The 19,356-nt window shown below is 68.3% G+C and carries 19 protein-coding genes; 14 read left to right on the top strand and 5 right to left on the bottom strand.

The window, feature by feature from the left end; genetic code table 11:
• Positions 1–55: 55 nt before the first annotated feature.
• From ITJ61_RS01915 to lnt, 11 genes are all read left to right on the top strand, one after another.
• Positions 56–796 carry an HAD family hydrolase gene (locus tag ITJ61_RS01915; RefSeq protein WP_146081017.1) on the top strand — a complete coding sequence of 247 codons (741 nt, stop codon included), beginning with the start codon at positions 56–58 and terminating at the stop codon, positions 794–796.
• The gene (locus tag ITJ61_RS01910) at positions 793–1,848 is read left to right on the top strand and encodes a tRNA (adenine-N1)-methyltransferase (protein WP_194685312.1); all 1,056 of its coding nucleotides are present in this window, start codon (positions 793–795) and stop codon (positions 1,846–1,848) included. Before ITJ61_RS01915 ends, ITJ61_RS01910 begins: the two co-directional genes overlap by 4 nt.
• Positions 1,845–2,840 carry a hypothetical protein gene (locus ITJ61_RS01905; protein WP_146080544.1) on the top strand — a complete coding sequence of 332 codons (996 nt, stop codon included), beginning with the start codon at positions 1,845–1,847 and terminating at the stop codon, positions 2,838–2,840. The genes ITJ61_RS01910 and ITJ61_RS01905 overlap by 4 nt, the downstream gene beginning before the upstream one ends.
• A gap of 50 nt (positions 2,841–2,890) precedes the next feature.
• Positions 2,891–3,808, top strand: a complete 918-nt coding sequence (locus tag ITJ61_RS01900; protein ID WP_194685311.1) for an FKBP-type peptidyl-prolyl cis-trans isomerase — start codon at positions 2,891–2,893, stop codon at positions 3,806–3,808.
• Positions 3,809–3,817: 9 nt separating this feature from the next.
• The gene (locus tag ITJ61_RS01895; RefSeq protein WP_194685310.1) at positions 3,818–4,843 is read left to right on the top strand and encodes a helix-turn-helix transcriptional regulator; all 1,026 of its coding nucleotides are present in this window, start codon (positions 3,818–3,820) and stop codon (positions 4,841–4,843) included.
• The gene (locus ITJ61_RS01890) at positions 4,840–5,811 is read left to right on the top strand and encodes a helix-turn-helix transcriptional regulator (RefSeq protein WP_194685309.1); all 972 of its coding nucleotides are present in this window, start codon (positions 4,840–4,842) and stop codon (positions 5,809–5,811) included. Before ITJ61_RS01895 ends, ITJ61_RS01890 begins: the two co-directional genes overlap by 4 nt.
• Before the next feature lie 106 nt (positions 5,812–5,917).
• Complete coding sequence (locus ITJ61_RS01885) at positions 5,918–6,235, top strand: hypothetical protein (protein WP_146080545.1); 318 nt, start codon at positions 5,918–5,920, stop codon at positions 6,233–6,235.
• A 4-nt stretch (positions 6,236–6,239) separates the two neighbouring features.
• Entirely contained in the window at positions 6,240–6,575 is a 336-nt protein-coding gene (tatA, locus tag ITJ61_RS01880; RefSeq protein ID WP_104299047.1) for a Sec-independent protein translocase subunit TatA, read from the top strand.
• A gap of 1 nt (position 6,576) precedes the next feature.
• Positions 6,577–7,446: a twin-arginine translocase subunit TatC gene (tatC, locus tag ITJ61_RS01875; protein WP_308471359.1), complete on the top strand. Its 870-nt coding sequence runs from the start codon at positions 6,577–6,579 to the stop codon at positions 7,444–7,446.
• A complete protein-coding gene (locus tag ITJ61_RS01870) occupies positions 7,443–9,893 on the top strand; it encodes a DEAD/DEAH box helicase (protein ID WP_194685308.1) in 2,451 nt (816 codons plus the stop codon). The genes tatC and ITJ61_RS01870 overlap by 4 nt, the downstream gene beginning before the upstream one ends.
• Positions 9,890–11,434, top strand: a complete 1,545-nt coding sequence (lnt, locus tag ITJ61_RS01865) for an apolipoprotein N-acyltransferase (RefSeq protein ID WP_194685307.1) — start codon at positions 9,890–9,892, stop codon at positions 11,432–11,434. The genes ITJ61_RS01870 and lnt overlap by 4 nt, the downstream gene beginning before the upstream one ends.
• Positions 11,435–11,558: 124 nt before the next feature.
• Here the strand turns inward: lnt and ITJ61_RS01860 are convergent, their stop codons facing one another.
• The gene (locus tag ITJ61_RS01860) at positions 11,559–11,927 is read right to left on the bottom strand and encodes an RNA polymerase-binding protein RbpA (RefSeq protein WP_068479689.1); all 369 of its coding nucleotides are present in this window, start codon (positions 11,925–11,927) and stop codon (positions 11,559–11,561) included.
• A gap of 99 nt (positions 11,928–12,026) precedes the next feature.
• Complete coding sequence (locus ITJ61_RS01855) at positions 12,027–12,797, bottom strand: glycerophosphodiester phosphodiesterase family protein (protein ID WP_194685306.1); 771 nt, start codon at positions 12,795–12,797, stop codon at positions 12,027–12,029.
• Between the two features lie 52 nt (positions 12,798–12,849).
• Between ITJ61_RS01855 and ITJ61_RS01850 the strand changes: the two genes are divergently transcribed.
• On the top strand, positions 12,850–13,629 hold the full coding sequence (locus tag ITJ61_RS01850) for an SDR family oxidoreductase (protein WP_228496557.1): 780 nt from the start codon (positions 12,850–12,852) through the stop codon (positions 13,627–13,629).
• Between the two features lie 113 nt (positions 13,630–13,742).
• On the opposite strand, the gene ITJ61_RS01845 is transcribed toward ITJ61_RS01850, so the two are convergent.
• Positions 13,743–14,207, bottom strand: coding sequence for an SRPBCC family protein (locus tag ITJ61_RS01845; protein ID WP_181057882.1), 465 nt, complete (start codon positions 14,205–14,207; stop codon positions 13,743–13,745).
• Between the two features lie 20 nt (positions 14,208–14,227).
• On the bottom strand, positions 14,228–14,407 hold the full coding sequence (locus ITJ61_RS01840) for a hypothetical protein (protein ID WP_160071711.1): 180 nt from the start codon (positions 14,405–14,407) through the stop codon (positions 14,228–14,230).
• A gap of 235 nt (positions 14,408–14,642) precedes the next feature.
• Here ITJ61_RS01840 and ITJ61_RS01835 point away from each other — a divergent pair, with 235 nt between their 5' ends.
• Together ITJ61_RS01835 and ITJ61_RS01830 are read left to right on the top strand one after the other, a co-directional pair.
• A complete protein-coding gene (locus tag ITJ61_RS01835) occupies positions 14,643–15,749 on the top strand; it encodes an LLM class flavin-dependent oxidoreductase (RefSeq protein ID WP_194685305.1) in 1,107 nt (368 codons plus the stop codon).
• 129 nt (positions 15,750–15,878) lie between these two features.
• A complete protein-coding gene (locus ITJ61_RS01830) occupies positions 15,879–17,894 on the top strand; it encodes an ABC1 kinase family protein (RefSeq protein ID WP_194685304.1) in 2,016 nt (671 codons plus the stop codon).
• On the opposite strand, the gene ITJ61_RS01825 is transcribed toward ITJ61_RS01830, so the two are convergent.
• Positions 17,876–19,333 carry an amino acid permease gene (locus tag ITJ61_RS01825; RefSeq protein WP_258063116.1) on the bottom strand — a complete coding sequence of 486 codons (1,458 nt, stop codon included), beginning with the start codon at positions 19,331–19,333 and terminating at the stop codon, positions 17,876–17,878. The genes ITJ61_RS01830 and ITJ61_RS01825 overlap by 19 nt on opposite strands.
• Positions 19,334–19,356: the final 23 nt, after the last annotated feature.

Below are 19,356 nucleotides of genomic sequence, written 5' to 3'. Positions count from 1 at the left end.
AGGATACGCGGCGGGGCGTCGGCAGCCGCCCTGCCGCCCCGTAGACTGTCGCCCCGTGGCTCCTTCGAAACTTCCCGCCGCCGTCCTGTGGGACATGGACGGCACCATCGTCGACACCGAGCAGTACTGGCAGACCGCTCAGCTGAACCTCCTCAGCGACCACGGCCTGCCCCCGCTCACCGAAGAGCAGGAGCTGGGGATGGTGGGCTCGAGCATGGCCGACGCGTCCGAGTTCTTCGCTCGCCTCGGCGTCAGGCTCGAGCCGCAGGAGATCGTGGACCACATGAACTCGACGGTCATGGCGAGCATCCTCAGGGAGCTCGACTGGCGGCCCGGCGCTCTGGAGCTGCTGACGGACCTGCACGCTGCAGGCATCCCGAACGCGCTCGTGACGAACTCGACGCGCATCCTCGCCGACGCAGTCGTCTCGACGCTCGACGCCCCGCTGTTCACGATCGTGATCGCAGGCGACGAGGTCGACAACGGCAAGCCGCACCCCGAACCGTATCTCCGCGCGGCAGAGCAGCTGGGCGTCGCCCCGGAGAGCTGCATCGCGGTCGAGGACTCACGCCGCGGCCTCGAGGCCGCTCGGGCCGCCGGATGCGCGACGATCGGCATCCCGCACGGCCAGACGCTCGAGGCGCACCACGCGCATCTCGTGACGCACACACTCGAGGGCATCACCCTCGATGAGCTCGGCGAACTCGTCGAGCGCGTCGCAAGCGCAACGGCGACGGGACAGGACGCACAGACGGCACACGACGCCGCCAACCGAGAAAGCGAAGCACAGCTATGACCCAGACCGACATCGGCGGACCCTTCCGCGCTGGAGACCGCGTGCAGCTGACCGGCCCGAAGGGACGCGTCAGCACCCTCTACCTGGAGCCGGGCAAGCGCTACTTCATGCACAAGGGCATGATCGACCACGACACGATCATCGGCGTCGACGAGGGCTCGGTCATCGCCGCGACCGACGGCGGCCAGTACCTCGCGCTGCGTCCGCTGCTCGAGGACATCGTCATGTCCATGCCGCGCGGTGCCGCCATCATCTACCCGAAGGATGCCGCGGCGATCCTCGCGAAGGCCGATATCCGCCCCGGTGCACGCGTCATCGAAGCCGGCGTCGGCTCAGGCGCGCTCTCGCTGTGGATCCTGCGCATGCTCGGGGGGACGGGCTCGCTCACGTCCTTCGAACGCCGGGAGGAATTCGCCCAGGTCGCGGAGGGCAACGTCATCAGCGTCATGGGCGAGAAGCCGGACAACTGGAACCTCGTGCTCGGCGACCTCGCCGAAGCGCTGCCCGAGCAGCACGCCGACGGGACCGCCGACCGGGCCGTGCTCGACATGCTCGCCCCCTGGGAGTGCCTCGAGGTCGTCGCGGACGCCCTCAAGCCCGGCGGAGTGCTCCTCTGCTACGTGGCCACGGTCACCCAGCTGTCCCGCGTCGCCGAGGCCATCCGCGCGACCGGCCTCTTCACCGATCCGAACGCCGACGAGACGATGGTCCGCGGGTGGCACGTCGAGGGCCTCGCTGTGCGTCCCGACCACCGCATGATCGGCCACACCGGCTTCCTGCTCACGGCCCGCCGCCTCGCGGACGGCGCCGTCGTGCCGAACCTCAAGCGCCGAGCCTCGAAATCTGACTTCAGCGACGAGGACGTGGAGATCTGGACGCCGGGATCGCTGGGCGACCGACAGGTGAGCGACAAGGTGCTCCGCAAGCGCGCCAGACTCGCGCAGCGCGGCGCCGCCATCACCTCAGGACAGGGCAGCGAGCCGGAGCCCTCCGAAACGCAGCAGGACGACACCGACGCGCAGAGCACCGGACCAGAGGGAGAGAGCGAATGAATCGCACAGGAATCCGACTCGTGGGGGCCGCGATGACCGCGTCCGCCGTCGCGATCGCCCTCACGGGCTGCGTCACCTGGCCGGAGAGCGAGCTCGACGTCGCGGCGTGCGAGCTGCCCGGCGTCGAGGGCACCGCTTCGACGAGCATCACTGCCGACGGCGCGTTCGGCGAGCTCAGCGGCGCGACCCTGCCGCATCCCCTCTCGGTGACTGCTCTCGAGACCACGCGTGACGGCGTCGGAACCGGCGACCCGGTCACGCCGTCCGGAGTCGTGCGCGCGAACTTCGAGCTGCTCGACGGCGCCGGCGGCGAGGTCCTCGTGCCCTACAGCCCGACGGTCGCGGATGAGTCCGGTGCCTCCGCGCCGACGAGCGTGGCGACGATCGCGAACACCTTCCCCGGACTCGCGGAGGCCATCGAGTGCTCGCAGACCGGCGAGCGCGTCGTCGCCGTCATGCCCGCGAGCGTCCTGTTCGGCGAGGCGGCGGCATCGACGGGGGTCGACCCGGCCATGACGATCGTCGCCATCGCCGATGTGCTCGACGTGTACCCATCGAGTGCCGGTGGGCGCATCGCCGCCCCCGAAGACGGCATCCCGGCCGTCGTCACGGCACCGAACGGCACCCCTGGTGTCACCATGCCAGCCCAGGACCCGCCCGCAGCCCCGAAGCGACACGTGCGCATCGACGGCTACGGTGCCCCGGTCGCCGAAGGCCAGGCCGTGACGATGCAGCTCTCTGCCTTCGACTGGACGACCGGTGAGCAGGTCGCATCCACGTGGACCCCCGGCAACAACGTGCTCCAGCTCACCATGGCACCCACCGACGGCCTCTTCGGTCTGAGCCAGGAGATCGTGGGCACCCCCGTGGGCTCGCAGCTCGTCGTCGTGCTTCCCCCCGAGCGTCTCGCGTCCCAGCCAGGGCCGTTGAACGCCACGGCCACGCAGGGACGCACGCTGGTCTTCGTGATCGACATCCTGGCCGCCGAGTAGCGACCAGGCTGACTTCCCACCTCCCTCTCGATTCCACGCAAGGCGGATCAATGCAACGACGTCTCCCCGCGATCGCCGCGGCCCTCCTCCTCTCGCTCGGCCTGGCCTCGTGCGCCGGCAGCTCGACCCCCGCAGCGAGCGGAGACGCGCTCAACGGCGTCGAGGTCAGCGGCGAGTACGGCGCAGCACCGACCGTCGTGATCGGCGATGTCGCAGGTCTCGGCGAGGAGATGGAGCGCCGCGTCGAGATCGAGGGTGACGGCGAGGAGATCACCCTCGATTCCACGGTCGCCGCGAACCTGACGGTGTACGACGCTGGCACGAAGGCCGAGGAGAGCCCGTACGCACCGCTCGGGCAGGTCCTCGACCTCGACGCCGAGGGCATCCCGGGCTACCTCACGGGGCTCTTCGACGGCGTGACCTCCGGTTCGCGCGTCGTCGCCCTCATCCCCGCGGCCCTGCTCCTGGAGGGAACCGCCAACGCGGGAGCAACGGACACGCCTCCCGCGCTCGTCGTCGCCGACGTGATCGAGGTGCCCGAGACGCGGGCAACCGGAGCCGAGCAGGCGTCCACGCAGTCGCTCGTCACGGTCACGGATGCGGCCGAGGGCGCCCCGCAGGTCACGATCGTCGAAGGTGCGACTGCGCCGGACGAGCTGGTCCTCGAGACACGCAAGCTCGGCACCGGCCCAGTCGTGGCAGAGGGCAGCTCCGTCGTCGTCCAGTACACCGGCGTCCTCTTCGCGACGGGGGAGACGTTCGACAGCTCCTGGGACCGCGGCACCCCCGCCCAGTTCTCCACCACCGGCGTCGTCGACGGCTTCGCGCAGGCTCTGGTCGGACAGACGGTGGGCTCGCAGGTCATCGCCGTCATCCCGCCAGCCCTCGGCTATGGCGACCAGGCGAGCGAGGCGATTCCCGCTGGCTCAACGCTGGTCTTCGTCGTCGACATCCTCGGCACGATCTAACATCGAGGCGTGGCAAGCGAGCGAACACCCCGAGCCAAGGCGCCCTCCGCTGCGGAGCGCCAGTTCTCGCTGGTCCTCGCGCTCCTGACGACCGAGCGAGGACTCACGAAGAGCGACATCTTCGAGACCGTCCACGGGTACTCGGGCGACAGCGGCGGGAGTGCGGCTACCGCGCGCGAGAAGCGATTCGAGCGCGACAAGACCGAGCTGAGAGACCTCGGTGTTCCCGTCGAGGTCATCGACGACCCGTCGGCGCCCGGCAACAACCAGCTCGCTCGCTACCGGGTGCCTCGAGGCGGGTTCTCCATGCCAGCAGGACTGGTATTCGATGCCGAGGAGACGGCCCTGCTCGCACTGGCCGCCCAGGTCTGGCGCGAGGGCTCCGTCTCGCAGGAGTCGAGGCGCGGCCTCATGAAGCTGAAGGCGCTGGGGGAGAGCACCAGCGAGGATCTCGTCGGCGTCGCACCGCGTCTCCGGGCGCGTGACGCGGCCTTCGAGCCCCTCTCGACAGCCATCGAGGAGGGTCGACTCGTCTCGTTCTCGTACGCGAAGCCCGGCGAGGAAGCTGCGCGGGTTCGCCGGGTCGAACCGCTTGCTCTGGTGTTCGCCGACGCGAACTGGCTGCTCGTCTCCTACGATCTCGACCGAGCCAGCGAGCGCATGTTCCTCCTGGCACGCATCGTCTCGACGCCGAGGCCGCTCGGCGCCGTCGACACGACGCGCTACCCGGGGGTGACCCCAGAGCAGCACGCAGCACGAGCGCTCGACACGCTGGCGGAACTCGCACGCAGGCAGCGCGCGAGACTCGAGGTCCGTGAGGGCTCGGACGCCGAGGTCAGGCTCCGCTCCGTCGCGTCCACAGCTGACACCCCCTGGCGTGAGATCGAGCTCGGCTACACCGATGTGGACCTCCTCGCGAATCGCCTCGCGTCCTTCGGCTCGGAGGTCCGTGTGCTCGAGCCGGAACAGCTCGCCAGGCTCGTCGCGGCGCGCCTGACCGAGGTCGTCTCCGACCACAGCGAGGTCGCCCCGTGAGCCCCTTCGTCTCCGCCGACCGTCTCGCGCTCCTCGTGTCGCTCGTGCCGTACCTGCGCCAACAGGAAGCAGCGGTGCCCGTCGAGACCGCAGCGAGCCACTTCGGCGTGAGCGCGACGCAGGTCCGGGATGCGGTCCGACTCATCGCCGTGTCCGGCACTCCCGGCGATGCGGGGGTCTACAGCCACCTCGACCTCTTCGACATCAACTGGGATGCCTTCGAAGCGCAGGACCTCATCGAGGTGACCCACTTCGTCGCCCTGGAGGAAGCACCGCGCATGTCGAATCGAGAAGCGGCAGCCGTGATCGCCGGCCTCGGGTTCCTGCGCAGCCTCCCTCGGCTCGTCGATGAGCACCGCATCGACGATCTCCTCCGGAAGCTCGGCGCGAGCGGCGCGGCGCCCCACTTCGCCTTCGGCTCGATAGCGGAGGCTCCGGCCGCCCGCGACGCGGTCTCAGCCGCTCTCGCCACGAGGCGGCGCCTGCGCTTCCGCTACCGGCGCGAAGACGGCGACGAGAGCGTGCGCCACGTGGATCCCTTCACGCTCGAGACCCTGGGCGGGGACCTGTTCCTGCGCGGATGGTGCCTGGAGCGCGACGCCGAGCGCGTGTTCCGGCTCGACCGGATGCGCGAGGCGGTGGTCACGGATGTTTCTGCCGAGTCTCATCCTGCGGCCGCGACAGCCCGCCCGATCTTCACGCCGAGCGAGGAACACGTCCTGGTGACGATCGAGGCTGGGGCCGCCGTCCTGCCGCTCCTGCGCGATTACCTACCGCCGGGGCAGCCCGCGCCGACTGTCGACGACCGTGGACGCGCCACCGTGCAGGTCCGGATGGCCTCGATGCGGCATCTTTCCCGTCTTGTCGCCGGGAATGCGGGGGAGATGCGCGTCCTGGCGCCCGCGTCCGCGCGTGCCGCCGTCGCCGATTGGGCCGCCACCGCGCTCCGCGAGCACCACGAGCGCTGAAGCTCGACGGCGAGCCAACGGCGGGTGACTGGCGATTCAGCTCAGACCAGGTATCGTTGGAGTCACTATGCCGTGGTGGAGTTGGGTTCTCATCTGGGTGGGCCTCGTGCTCATCCTGCTTGGCGTGCTCGGTGCACTGGGCTACTGGCTCTTCAAGAAGGTCGTCCTGCTGCAGGGCGAGCTGGCGGGCCTCGAGGTTCTCCTCGAGGCGTTCGAGAAGCGTGCGCAAACGCTCGTCTCGTTCACGCCTCCACGGAGCAATGCGATCGTTCGCGGTCTCCGCGAGGTCCAAGTCGAGCGAGGTGCGCTGAAAGAAGCGCTCGACGAAACCAAAGAGCAGCGTCACGAGCAGCGCCTGGAGCGTGGCCGTGAGCTGACGACCGCAGACCCGTTTCAATATGAACACCTTGTGAAAGGCAACTGACACCATGCCGAATCTGACTGGCCCACACCTCATCATCATCCTGGTGATCGTCCTGTTGCTCTTCGGCGCCCCGAAGCTCCCGGGCCTCGCGAAGAGCATCGGACAGTCGATGCGCATCTTCCGCGGCGAGGTCAAGAACATGAAGAAGGACGACGAGGTCGACGCCACGCCGTCCACGGACGTGTACTCGCAACCTGCCGCCGCTGCGCCGCAGGCACCCGCAGCCCCGCAGGCACCCGTCACGCCTCCCGTCCAGAACTCCGCTCCGGCAGCGCCGGCTCCTGAGGCCCCCGCGGCCCCGAGCTCCGATGCCAGGGGCACCGCTGGTCCTTCCAACTGACGTGACCCTCCAGCCAAGCGAGGGGCCGTCTCCGGCAGGAGTGCCGAAGACGACGCCGAAGAGAGCGAAGAAGGACCGCAAGCGCGATCCTGACGGGCGCATGCGCCTCGCCGAGCACCTCATCGAGTTCCGCAACCGGCTCATCATCTCCGCGATCGGCATCGTGCTCGGCATGGTGGGTGGATTCCTGCTCACGGACTGGGTCTTCAACCTGATGTCCGCGCCGATCCACGACATCGCCGTGTCGCAGGGTCGAACGGCGGACCTGAACTTCCAGAGCATCACGGGCGCCTTCGACCTACGGCTGCAGATCTCCCTCGCTCTCGGTGTGATCCTGTCCTCGCCTGTCTGGCTCTACCAGATCTGGATGTTCGTCGTCCCCGGGCTCAAGAAGAACGAGCGCTGGTACGCCATCGGCTTCGTCGGGACGGCGATCCCGCTGTTCCTCGCGGGCGTCTGGGTCGCGTGGCTGCTGATGCCCCGCATCGTCGAGGTCATGGTGAGCTTCGCGCCCTCGGACAGCTCGAGCCTCATCAACGCGGGCGACTACTACAAGCTCATCATGACGCTCTGCATCGCGGTGGGCATCGCCTTCGTACTCCCGGTCATCCTCGTCATGCTGAACTTCGCGGGCGTCATCACGGGTTCCGCGATTCTCAAGGGATGGCGAACTGCCGTGCTGCTCGTTGCGCTCTTCGCGGCGATGGCGACGCCATCGGCTGACGTCCTCTCCATGTTCTTCCTGATGGCCCCGATGCTCGGCCTGTACTTCCTCGCTGTCGGCATCGCCATGATCAACGACCGACGGCGCGCGAAGAAGCACAAGAAGTTCGAGGCCGAGCTGGCGGCAGCCGAAGCGTCGGCTGCATGACCCCGAGCCCGTCCGAGCGCTTCGCGGCCAGCAGGTCCCGCGCTCAGCTGCAGCAGTTCGAGCTGTTCCGTCGCGAACTCAGCTTCGACCTCGACGAGTTCCAGATCGCGTCGTGCGCGAGCGTCGAGGCCGGCAAGAGCGTGCTCGTCGCGGCGCCGACGGGCGCTGGCAAGACCGTCGTCGCCGAGTTCGGCGTCTTCCTGGCCATGCGCCAGCCGAATGCCAAGATCTTCTACACGGCGCCGATCAAGGCGCTGAGCAACCAGAAGTTCAGCGAGTTCGTGCGCCGCTACGGCGAGAGCGAAGTCGGCCTCCTCACGGGAGACGTCAACATCAACCCGCGCGCGCGGATCGTCGTCATGACCACCGAAGTGCTGCGGAACATGCTCTATGCGGGCAGCGATCTGCTTGACGACCTCGCGTACGTCATCATGGACGAGGTCCACTACCTCGCAGACCGGTTCAGGGGCGCCGTCTGGGAAGAGGTGATCATCCACCTTCCCAGCGAGGTGCGACTCATCTCGCTGTCGGCGACGGTCTCGAACGCCGAGGAGTTCGGCGACTGGCTGCAGACCGTACGCGGCGACACCGACGTCATCGTCTCCGAGGAGCGCCCAACGCCGCTGTTCCAGCACGTGCTCGTTGGCCAGCGCCTCTACGACCTCTTCGAGACCCGTGACGGAGACATCGCCGACCGCGTGAATCCCGACCTCGTCCGGGCCACGCAGGGTGGCGGCGGGCGGCGCGAAGACGGCCGCGACCGCGACCGCGTCGGGCGCAGGGGCCGGGGGAGCAGCTGGAAGGAGCAGCGATTCCAGACGGCCCGGGCCGACCGAGCTGGCCTGACGCGCATGCTCGACGATGCCGACATGCTGCCCGCCATCAACTTCATCTTCAGCCGCAAGGGCTGCGACCAGGCCGTCTCCCAGGTGCTTCGCGCCGGCGTCTCGCTCACGACTCGCGAGGAACGCGACGAGATCCGCTGGATCGTCGAGGACCGTTGCCGCAACCTCCTCGATCAGGATCTCGCGGTCCTCGGCTACTACGAGTGGACAGAAGGCCTCGAGCGCGGCATCGCAGCCCACCATGCGGGGCTGCTGCCCGCGTTCAAGGAAGTCGTCGAGGAGCTCTTCCAGCGCAAGCTCGTGAAGCTCGTCTTCGCGACCGAGACACTGGCGCTCGGCATCAACATGCCGGCTCGCACCGTCGTGCTGGAGAAGCTGGAGAAGTTCAACGGCGAATCGCGAGTGCCCATCACCCCAGGCGAGTACACGCAGCTGACCGGCCGGGCGGGCCGTCGTGGCATCGACGTCGAGGGCCACGCCGTCGTGCAATGGGTCGGCGGGATGCATCCCCAGGCGATCGCCTCGCTCGCCTCGCGTCGCTCCTACCCGATGAACTCGAGCTTCAAACCGACCTTCAACATGGCGGTCAACCTCATCGACCGGTTCGGCCGCGCGCGCACGCGCTCCGTGCTCGAGTCGTCGTTCGCGCAGTTCCAGGCGGACAGAGCGGTCGTCGACCTCGCGAAGCGAGTGCGTCAGCAGGAGGAGGCCCTCGCGGGCTACGAGGAGGGCATGAACTGCCACCTCGGCGACTTCTTCGAGTACTCGCGCATCCGTCGCGAGCTCAACGACCTCGAGCGCAAGCGCATCCCCCACGACGAGGCGCACCAGCACGCCGCGCGCGAGCGCAGGCAGGCGAAGCTGACACAGCTCCAGACCGCCCTGAAGCGTCACCCGTGCCATGTCTGCCCGGACCGGGAGCAGCACGCTCGCTGGGGTGAGCGCTACTGGAAGCTGAAGCACGACAACGACAAGCTGACCCGGCAGATCGAGTCGAGAACCGGGGCCGTCGCCCAGGTCTTCGACCGGATCACCGAGCTCCTGCTCGATCTCGGCTACCTCGCCCCCGCAGACAGCGGTGATAAGGACCTCACCGTGACCGACCACGGGCGCACGCTCGCGCGCATCTACGGCGAGCGTGACCTGCTCATCGCCGAGTGCCTGCGCAGACAGGTGTGGAACGAGCTGAACCCGCAGCAGCTCGCCGCCATGGCTGCCGTCCTCGTGTACGAGCCGCGCCGCGAAGAGGAGACCCTCGAGGAGTACCAGCTGCCTCGCGGGGCCTTCCGCGGTGCCATGCAGACCACCGAGAAGCACTGGCAGTCGCTCGACGAGCTGGCCGAGAAGTACCGTGTACCGCGCTCGTCACGCCTGGCGACGAACCTCGCCCCCGCCATCTTCCACTGGGCGCACGGCGCGGAGCTCGAGCGTGTCCTCGAGGAGTCGAACCTCGCCGCCGGCGACTTCGTGCGCTGGTGCAAGCAGGTGCTCGACGTGCTCGACCAGATCGAGAAGGTCGCGGAGGGCAAGTTCGCGACGACCGCGCGGCAGGCATCCAGCAGCGTGCGTCGGGGCATCGTGGCGTATTCGGGGGTGGGGTGAGGTCCTTCTGGCTCTCCCTGCTCGCTGCCGTTGCCGGCGGCCTGCTGCTGAGGGCCGCCTTCCCAGGAACCGCGCTGTGGCCGCTCGCCTTCGTCGGCATCGGGCTGGTGCTCTGCTCCCTCATGCACCGTTCCGCCGGAGGGGCGTTCCTCGTGGGCCTCGCCTCCGGACTCGCCTACTACTTCCCGCTCATCGCCTGGGCCTCGCTGTTCCTCGGCCCCGTACCGTGGAGTGCGCTGAGCGTCCTCTCGTCACTGTTCTGGGCCGGGGGAGCGGTGCTCGTCGCGCTCGCCTACCGTCGCCTCACGGCACGCTGGGAGAGCGGCGCGAGACGCGTGATCTTCGTCGCGGCGGCGATCGCGGGACTGTGGACGCTGCGCGAAGCGATCTACTCGGCGTGGCCGTACGGCGGCTTCGCCTGGGGGAGAGTCGCGCAGTCGCAATCAGCGAGTCCGTTCGCGGAGCTCGTGTCCTGGCTGGGACTCTCGGGCATGGGCTTCGTCATGGTCTTCCTCGTGGCGCTGACCCTCGAGCTGGGCCGCGCCCGAGTCAGACCCCAGACCTGGGTTACGGCGGCTGCGGCCGTGCTCGTGGTCGCGGTCGTTCCCATCTACCCGACGAACGAGATCGGTTCCGCCCGGATCGCCGCGGTCCAGGGCGACACCCCGGAGGCCGCCTACTTCGTCGACGGAGACCCAGGAGACGTCTTCCTCGGCCATGTCGACGCGACCCTCACCATCCCGGATGACGCCGACGTCGACGCCATCCTGTGGCCGGAGGGCTCGATCGATCTCGACCCGAAGACGTCGACCGGGGTGCGCCGCACGCTCGACCAGCTGAGCGAGCAGTACGGTGCCCCGATCGTGGCGAACGCCGTGACGGTCGAGGAGGGCGCGAGCGCCGACGACGACCGGTTCTTCAATTCGCAGTTCGTCTGGGACGCGGAGAGCGGCTGGGGCGATCAGTACGACAAGAAGCACCCGATTCCGTTCGGCGAGTACGTCCCGGATCGTGAGTTCTGGTACTCGCTTGCCCCTGACCTGATCGGCCTGATCGGGCGCGGCTACTCGCCGGGGGAGCGGGACAGCATCCTCGAGGTCGGCGACATCAGGGCTGGCACCTACATCTGCTACGACATCGTCGATGACGTGCTGATCCGCGACGCGGTCCTCGAGGGGGCCACGGTGCTGTTCGCTCCGAGCAACAACGCCGACTTCGGGAAGACCGACGAGCCCGCCCAGCAGCTTGCGTTCGCACGGCTGCGCTCGATGGAGACGGGCCGCTCCATCGTGCAGGCGTCGACCGTCGGCCTGAGCGCCGTCTACTCGCCAGAGGGCAGAGTGCTCGCCGAGCTGCCCTGGTACGAGCCCGGTGTCATGATCGTGGATGTCCCGCTTGCCGACGGCCTCACCCCTGCGGTGCTCTTCGGGCGCGGCATCGAGGTCACGCTCGCTGCGCTCGGGCTGGGCCTGCTCATCGGCGCAGGAAGCTCCAAGACGCGGCGGATGAACACCGCGACCGTGCGCATCCCTCGACGCTAGCCGAGCCGGCCCAGTCCGAGACGGACCCGGCGGTGGCGCAGCGACCGGACACACGAAAGGGACGAAGCCAGAAGGCCTCGTCCCTTTCGACAGTCACGGTCGCTCGCTGAGCGACCTGCGGGGGTCAGACGTCTTTCGCGCCCTTGGTTCCGCGCCGTGAGCGCAGGAACGTGAGCCGCTCCTGGAGGACCTCTTCGAGCTCCTCCCGCGTACGACGCTCGAGCAGCATGTCCCAGTGAGTGCGCTGGTGCTTCTGCTCCGGCGCCTCGTAGGCGACCTGCTCGCCGCCCTCGTCGAGCAGACGACCCTCGTTGCCGCTCTTCGGCGACGCCCAGACCTCGGGCACCTCCGCTTCAGCGGCGAAGGTGACGGCAAAGCGCTCACCCAGCGTCGTCTCGTACGTTCGCACCTGGCGGTCGACAAGGACAACGCCCTCGTCACTCTGCAGGCTCTGTGCGCCGAGCCGCATTCCGCGCAGACTCCGATCAGCCATTGCTGACCTCCTCTCCTCGTCAGTGCGGTTCTACTTCTATCGTCCCAACGTCCTATTGTGCCGCGGTATTCCCGCGCGTTCCCCCTTTTCCTTCGAAACTCACACATTCCTGCGGCTTCGAACGACCTCGACGGCAAGATCCGCGCGGTCCGTCACGAGACCGTCGACGCCTCGCTCGAGCAGCTCCGCCATCTTCGACGGGTCATTGATCGTCCAGACGTGCACTTCCGGCACGTGGCGGTGGAAGGCTCGCAGCCTCGTAGGGGAGAGCAGCTCGATCCGCGCGGCCCGCTCGGGAATCTGCACCGCTGAGACGCCCCGGAGCGCCCGATGCAGCATCCCACGCGACCGCAGCGACACGCCGACGAGCGCGGCCGCGATGGCGGAGCTCGCGGCCCCGCGGGCTGCCTCTGGAATGAGAGTCGCGGTCAGCTGCAGACGACGAGCTGAGAACGACGTGACGAGCACTCGTCGCTGCGCGTTCGTCCGTCGAACGGCGGCAGCGACGGCGTCGACGGCATCCGCTGATTTGACGTCGATGTTGAATCGAGCCTGCGGGAAGGCGTCGAGCGCCTCGTCGAGGGGGAGCAGCAGCGCCCCAGGAGTGCGCCCGGCCGACGTCAGCCGCGTCAGCTCGGCGATGGGGGAGCCGGCGAGGCTCCGATCGCTCCCGTCGAAGCCCTCGAGGGTCGCGTCGTGCCAGAGCACCGCGCGCCCATCCCTGGATGCACGGGCATCCGTCTCGATGTGGGTGGCGCCGACGTCGAGGGCGGCGCGAAAGGCCTCGCTGGTGTTCTCCGTGGCCCGCAGCGCGAGCCCGCGGTGGGCGAGGACACGTGGGGGAGCGCCATCCAGGTACGGGTGCTGCATGCGTCCAACGGTAGTGCGCCCGGCTCTCGTCACGCCCAATAGAATCGAGCACATGGCTGAACAGATTCTCAACCCGCTGGCCGCCGGAGCACTCGAGGGCAAGCGTGCGCTTGTCACGGGTTCCTCCCGCGGCATCGGCGCGGACACCGTCAAGTTCCTCGCGCAGGCTGGCGCCAAGGTCGTCGTGAACTACCGCAACAAGGAAGCGCGGGCCGTCAAGCTCGTCGACGCGATCGCGGCCGACGGTGGTACCGCGATCGCCGTCGGTGCCGACCTCACCGACACCGGGAGCCGCCAGGAGCTCTTCTCGACCATCGAGCGCGAGTATGGGGGCCTCGACGTGCTTGTCCTCAATGCCTCGGGCGGCATGGAGTCGGGCCTCGGAGAGGACTACGCGCTGAAGCTCAACCGCGACGCGCAGGTCGAGACGCTCACTGGCGCGCTCGAGCTCATGCGTGACGGGGGCCGTGTCGTCTTCGTGACGAGCCACCAGGCGCACTTCATCCGCACGACGCCCACGATGCCCGAGTACGAGGCAGTCGCCAGCTCGAAGCGGGCGGGGGAGGACGCGCTCCTCGAGCGAGTTCCGGAGCTCGCCGAGCGCGGCATCGAGTTCGTCGTCGTCTCCGGCGACATGATCGAGGGCACGATCACCGCGACGCTGCTCGACCGCCTCAACCCGGGCGCGATCGCCGCCCGTCGCGAAGAGGCCGGCAAGCTCTACAACGTGCAGGAGTTCGCGGCCGAGGTGACGAAGGCCGTCGTCGAGCCGGTTCCTGCCGACAACATCCGCCTCATCGGCGACACGTCGGGCTTCGCCGCCGAGGCCTAGACGCGGGGATTCTGCTGTCGCGAACGACGATGCCCGGACCAGGTGGTCCGGGCATCGTCGTTTTGACCAGCGTCGTCGTGAGCACCGCCGATGTTCGGCGATCAACGGCGACGTCAGGCGTTCTTGAGCGAGTTCGTCGCGAGCTTCCGGCCGGGTCCATCCTCGAACAGCTCCTGGAGCTGGAGGAGGTGCTCACGCCAGCCATCGCGGTACTTGGCCACGTGGATCTCGGCGTAGTCACCGCGGGGGAACCCCTGCTCGAGGACTCGCACCTTGCTCTTCTTGTCGTTCTGCTGGACGACGACGAGCACAACATCGGTCTCGAACTCGCCGGATTTCGTCTTCCACGTGAAGTGGAGTTCCTCTGGCGCGTCGATCTTGGTAATGTTTCCCGTGGTGATACGGGGTTTCTTCTTGCCTGGCCGGAGCGATCGAGCCGTGATCTTCGCACCGCGCTTGATCTTGAACTCAGAATCGGCCCACCAGAGCTCGCGCAGGTCTTCATCGACCAGCGCCTGCCAGATGAGCTCAGCTGGAGCCTTGATCCGGACGCTGATGTCGATGCTGGGGGTGAACACCGCGCGGGAGGCTTCGGTCGCTACTTGCGGCTTTGTCCCACGAGCTGCCACGGAATGAAGAGCGCCAGCGAGTTCAGCAGGATGCCGGCGAGGAACACGAGAAGGCGAAGCGTGTCGCCGTCGACCTGGAACGCCAGGCCGTAGCACCAGAGTCCGGCGCCGAAGATGATGATGCAACCGATGGCAATCAGAACGCTCACGAGTGTCGGCTCCCAGGATCTCGATGTGGCTCAGGCCACGAAGTCTGCCACGGCGAAGTACTCACCGTGCACTCACAGCCTACTTGATGACCGAGGCAGAACCCGCGCAGGCCAGGCCGAGTTTCACGACATCCGATAATGCACATTATGACATTACGATCAGACACCGGGCTCCTGCTGGTGCCCTGCGCCCGCGAGACGAGGCCTTTCGCCGCCTTACCGGTCTTTACGCCGCGTGACCCAGGCGCCATTCGAGCTCCCCGGCCAGCGGGATGCTGAGGACATCATGAGCGAGCCAGACACCCACCCCGTAGCCACCACCCGCAAGCGCCTCTCCTTCCTGGCCTTCGTCGAGCACACACGAGTGTCCTCGAACGCCTCGCTCGGACTCCAGGAGGGCCTCGAGCTCTTCGAGTACGCGGAAGACCTCGGCTACGACACCGGCTACGTGCGCCACCGTCACCTCGAGACGTACCTCTCCTCGCCGTTCACGTTCCTCGCGGCGGTCTCGCAGCGTGCGAAGCGCATCAGGATCGGAACGAGCGTCACTCCCCTGCGATTCGAGCAGCCCGTGAGGCTCGCCGAGGACGCGGCGACGCTCGACCTGCTCTCGGAGGGCCGGCTCGAGCTCGGGCTCAGTTCCGGGTACGCGGCCACGGAGTCGACGTTCTCGCAGGCATTCGGTGAGATCGAGGGCGATGACATCAGGGCGCTCGTCGACGCTCGACTCTCGAGCTTCCTCGCCGCGCTCGAGGGGCGCACGGTCGCGACGGCCGAGTCGGATCTCTCGTTTGCCAAGGCGGGTGCCGAGCTCACCGTGCAGCCGCACAGCCCGGGCCTGCGAGGCCGCGTGGCCTACGGCGCCGGTGGCGGCACCAGCGCGCAGAAGGCCGGCGCCCGCGGCCTCCGGCTCCAGCTGTCGACGCTCAACACGGAAATCGGCGAGCTCGGCTTCGAGGACGCCCAGGCCCAGTCGATTCGCACGTACCGCGACGAACACGCCAAGGTGCGCTCATCCCCCGCCTCCCCCTCCTTCGCATCCGTGAGTCGCGCCATCGCGCCCTTCGACTCGGCAACCGAACGTGCTGAGCTGGAGTGGCTGCTCGAGCGCGACGCCGAGCGCGCAGCGAGTGTCGGCGAGGGGCCGCTGCCCTTCCAATTCGGGCGGGTCGCGCACGGATCTGGCGAGCAGATCGCCGAGGCGCTCATCGACGATGCCGGCATCCACGCGGCCGACGAGCTGGTCATCGCACTCCCCTTCGACTACCCGGCCGAAACGCAGCGGCGCATCCTGCGTCAGTTCGCGGAGGACGCCGCGCCCCACCTCCCCTACCTGCGCTGACGGGAGTCCCTGCCTGGGCACTACGGCGTTGCGGCCGAGCGGCAGGAGAAGCTCGGGTCGGACCCGGGCATGGCCCGGCGATCGGCCTTGCCGCTAGCCTGGGCGGGACCCCACACCACGAGGAGCGCCGTGTTCGCCAACGCCCTGCTGATCGCCGTCGCCATCCTCGCCGCCATCCTCGTTGGGCTCGTCGCCCGCCGGGTGCTCGGTGTGCCGATCGGCTACATCCGCTCGATCATCGTCGGCGCGCTCGTCGTGGTCGCCTCGATCCCGTTCGGCAACTGGATCATCCGCGAGACGGGCGTCGACCAGCTCGAAGACGGGGAGACCAACTTCACGGTCGTGGTCGTCGTCGTCCTCCTCGCCGTCTCGTGGATCTTCGCGCTTGGCGTGCTGATCCTCGTGGCCCTCGAGGCGACGATCCCGACGAGGGCCTTCCCCAACCCGATCGAGCTCGTGCGCTCCGCGATTCGCCGCCGGAGCCGCACGAGGCGGTACCTGCAGATCCTCACGATCGCCTCGCGCGACGGCGCAGGGTGGCTCCTGCACGGACGCCGGAGCCCCGCCAACGAGGGGCGCACGACCGCCCAGCAGCGAGCGGACGCGCTGGTCACGACGATCAACAACGCCGGCGTCACCTTCGTCAAGCTCGGCCAGGTGCTCTCGACGAGGCGAGACCTCGTGCCCGAGCCCTACCTGTCCGCCCTCGCACGGCTGCAGTCGAACGCCACGACCGTGCCATGGCCCGAGATCGAAGCGGTGCTCAAGAGCGAACTCGGGGTGCCGCTGGACACCGTGTTCGGGGAGATCGACTCCACTCCCCTGGCCGCGGCCTCCGTCGCCCAGGTGCACCGCGCCCGGCTGGTCGACGGCACACCCGTGGTCGTCAAGGTCCAGCGACCTGACGCGCGGGCGCAGGTCGAGGCGGACGTCGACATCATCGGGCGCCTCGCGGACCGGGCGGAGACCCACACGGCACTCGGCAGGGAGATGCGCCTCTCCGCGATGGCCGCCGGCTTCACGACCACGCTCGCGGAGGAGCTGGACTACCGGGTCGAGGCCCGCAACGTGCACATGATCGAGAGCACGATGCGCGACATCCACGCGGGGTCGCCGAGGCTCCAGAAGATCGCCATCCCGTCCGTCTACTCCGCGGCGAGCACCCGCAGGGTGCTGACGATGGATGTCATGGACGGCAGCCCGCTGAGCTCGGCGGACGAGCGCCTCGGAGCGCTCGGCCCGGAAGCACGACACGACCTCGCGCAGACGCTCATGGAGACGGTGATCGAACAGATCCTCGTCTACGGCGTGTTCCACGCGGATCTGCATCCTGGGAACGTATTCATCCGGGACGACGGCTCGCTCGGCCTGATCGACTTCGGGGCGATCGGGATCGTCCAGCGAAGCCAGCGCGAACATCTTGCGGCGTTCCTCCTCTCAGCGGCGAGCGACGACGACGTCTCCGCGGCCGACGCCCTCCTGCTCATCGTGGACGCGCCGGAGGACCTCGACGTCGACGCGTTCCGTCACGACATCGGGATAGCGCTCACCTCGGTCCAGCACTGGCCGCGCGGAGAGGGGTCGATCTTCACGATGATGCTCGACGTCATCCGGAAGCACCACCTGGCGCTCCCCTCCACCCTGGCATCCGCCTTCCGCAGCTTCGCGACGCTCGAGGGGTGCCTTCGAGTGATCGAGCCCGACTTCGACTTCGTGCAGCGGGCGCTGCCGTTCGTGCCGGAGCTGCTGAAGCAGCTGCTCGCCCTCAATCGGGTCATCGGCACCGCTCAGGCGAAGTCCGCGGTCGCTGCCGCGTACGCGGCGCGCATGCCGAACCGCATCGACACGATCGTCTCGAAGCTCGAGGACGGCGAGTTGAGCGTGCGAGTGAGCCCGTTCTCCGACCGCCAGGACCGCAGCTGGCTCGGCGGGCTGGTGAGCCGGGGAATCGACACCGCGGTCGCGCTGACTGCGGTGATCCTCGCGATCGTGCTCGTGGTCGCCGGAGGCGGCCCGACCCTGGCTCCTGGCCTGGAGCTCTTCAACCTCCTCGGCGCAGTGATCGGCCTCCTCGGGTTCTTCGGGATCCTCCGCTCGATGCTGAGGTCCATCGTCGGCGCGCGCGGTCAGGCCTTCTCCGACTGAGACGGTGAGCGCTCCTCCGCTCTGGCGCGCTCGACCCGCTTGCTGATCACGAACCGCCACATCAGCCCGAGGCCGAGGAACCAGAAGGGCAGGACGATGAGGCCCGCACGTGTGTCCTCCCCCAGGAACAGCGCGACCAGGATGAAGACGAAGAAGGCCAGCACGACCCACGGCATGAAGCGTCCACCCGGCATCTTGAACTTCGAGGCCTCATGGAGCTCGGGACGCTTCTTCCGGAACATGAGGTAGCTGACCAGGATGAACGTCCAGGTCGCGATGAAGTTCAGCGAGCTCACCGAGGTCACCACGGTGAACGCCGCCATGACGTTGTCGCCGAGAGCCAGCACCGGGAGGGCCGCGAACAGGAACGCCGTCGTGAAGAAGACGCCCTGCGTCGGCACGCCGCGTGCGTTCAGGAGCCCGAAGCGCCTCGTGGCCTGGCCGTCCTTCGCGAGGCCGTAGAGCATCCGCGTGGACGAGTAGAAGCCGGAGTTGGCGCTCGAGGCGGCAGACGTGAGCACCACCAGGTTCACGACGATCGCCGCGGCCGGGAAGCCGATGAGCTCGAACATGGAGGTGAAGGGACTCACCCCGGGCTCGATCAGGTTCCACGGAGTGACCGACATGATGATGACCAGGGCGCCGACGTAGAAGACGAGGATGCGAACGACCACCGAGTTGATGGCCTTCGGCAGGTTCTTCTCCGGGTCCTCAGCCTCGGCTGATGCCGTTCCGACGAGCTCGATGCCGACGAAGGCGAAGACCCCCATCTGGAACCCCAGGATGAAGCCGCTGATCCCGAACGGGAACATGCCGCCCTGATCCCAGAGGTGGGAGACGGACGCCGTCACGCCGTCCGCGCTCGTGAACCCGGTCACGAGCAGGACGATGCCGACGGCGATCAGGGCGAGGATCGCGACGACTTTGATGATCGCGAACCAGAACTCCGTCTCGCCGAACGCCTTCACGGGCTGCAGGTTGAGGAGGAGCAGGCCGATGGCCGTCGCGATCGCCGGCACCCAGGCGGGGATGCCGTCGTTGAAGAACGCCACGTACCCGGTGATCGCCACGATGTCCGCGATGACCGTGATGACCCACGCCAGCCAGTACGTCCAGGCGACCACGTACCCGGCCCAGGGCCCGATGAGGTCAGCCGCGACATCCCCGAAGGTCTTGTAGCCGAGGTTGGAGAGCAGCAGCTCCCCCAGCGCGCGCATCACGAAGAAGAGCGCGAACCCGACGATCGCGTACACGAAGATGATCGAGGGGCCCGCGAGACTGATCGTCGTCCCCGAGCCGAGGAAGAGCCCCGTTCCGATCGCCCCGCCGATGGCGAGCAGCTGCAGGTGGCGGGACTTGAGCCCACGCCGGAGGCCGCCGTCGCCCGTCTCATCGCCACGTGGATGCTGCGCTTCGGTCTGGATAGCCCTGCTGGTCACCGGAACCCCCTCGATACTGGTCG

The organism is Pseudoclavibacter sp. VKM Ac-2888, from assembly GCF_015351285.1.
Lineage (GTDB): Bacteria > Actinomycetota > Actinomycetes > Actinomycetales > Microbacteriaceae > Pseudoclavibacter.
The sequence above is the reverse complement of the archived record's forward strand: the minus strand, read 5'-3'. Positions and strand labels throughout refer to the sequence as shown.

What these genes read in the sequence shown, in the direction of transcription:
- ITJ61_RS01910 (WP_194685312.1), top strand. Translation starts at nt 793, where the DNA reads ATGACCCAGACCGACATCGGCGGACCCTTCCGCGCTGGAGACCGCGTG.
- ITJ61_RS01905 (WP_146080544.1), top strand. Translation starts at nt 1,845, where the DNA reads ATGAATCGCACAGGAATCCGACTCGTGGGGGCCGCGATGACCGCGTCC.
- ITJ61_RS01900 (WP_194685311.1), top strand. Translation starts at nt 2,891, where the DNA reads ATGCAACGACGTCTCCCCGCGATCGCCGCGGCCCTCCTCCTCTCGCTC.
- tatA (WP_104299047.1), top strand. Translation starts at nt 6,240, where the DNA reads ATGCCGAATCTGACTGGCCCACACCTCATCATCATCCTGGTGATCGTC.
- ITJ61_RS01870 (WP_194685308.1), top strand. Translation starts at nt 7,443, where the DNA reads ATGACCCCGAGCCCGTCCGAGCGCTTCGCGGCCAGCAGGTCCCGCGCT.
- ITJ61_RS01860 (WP_068479689.1), bottom strand. Translation starts at nt 11,927, where the DNA reads ATGGCTGATCGGAGTCTGCGCGGAATGCGGCTCGGCGCACAGAGCCTG.
- ITJ61_RS01855 (WP_194685306.1), bottom strand. Translation starts at nt 12,797, where the DNA reads ATGCAGCACCCGTACCTGGATGGCGCTCCCCCACGTGTCCTCGCCCAC.
- ITJ61_RS01850 (WP_228496557.1), top strand. Translation starts at nt 12,850, where the DNA reads ATGGCTGAACAGATTCTCAACCCGCTGGCCGCCGGAGCACTCGAGGGC.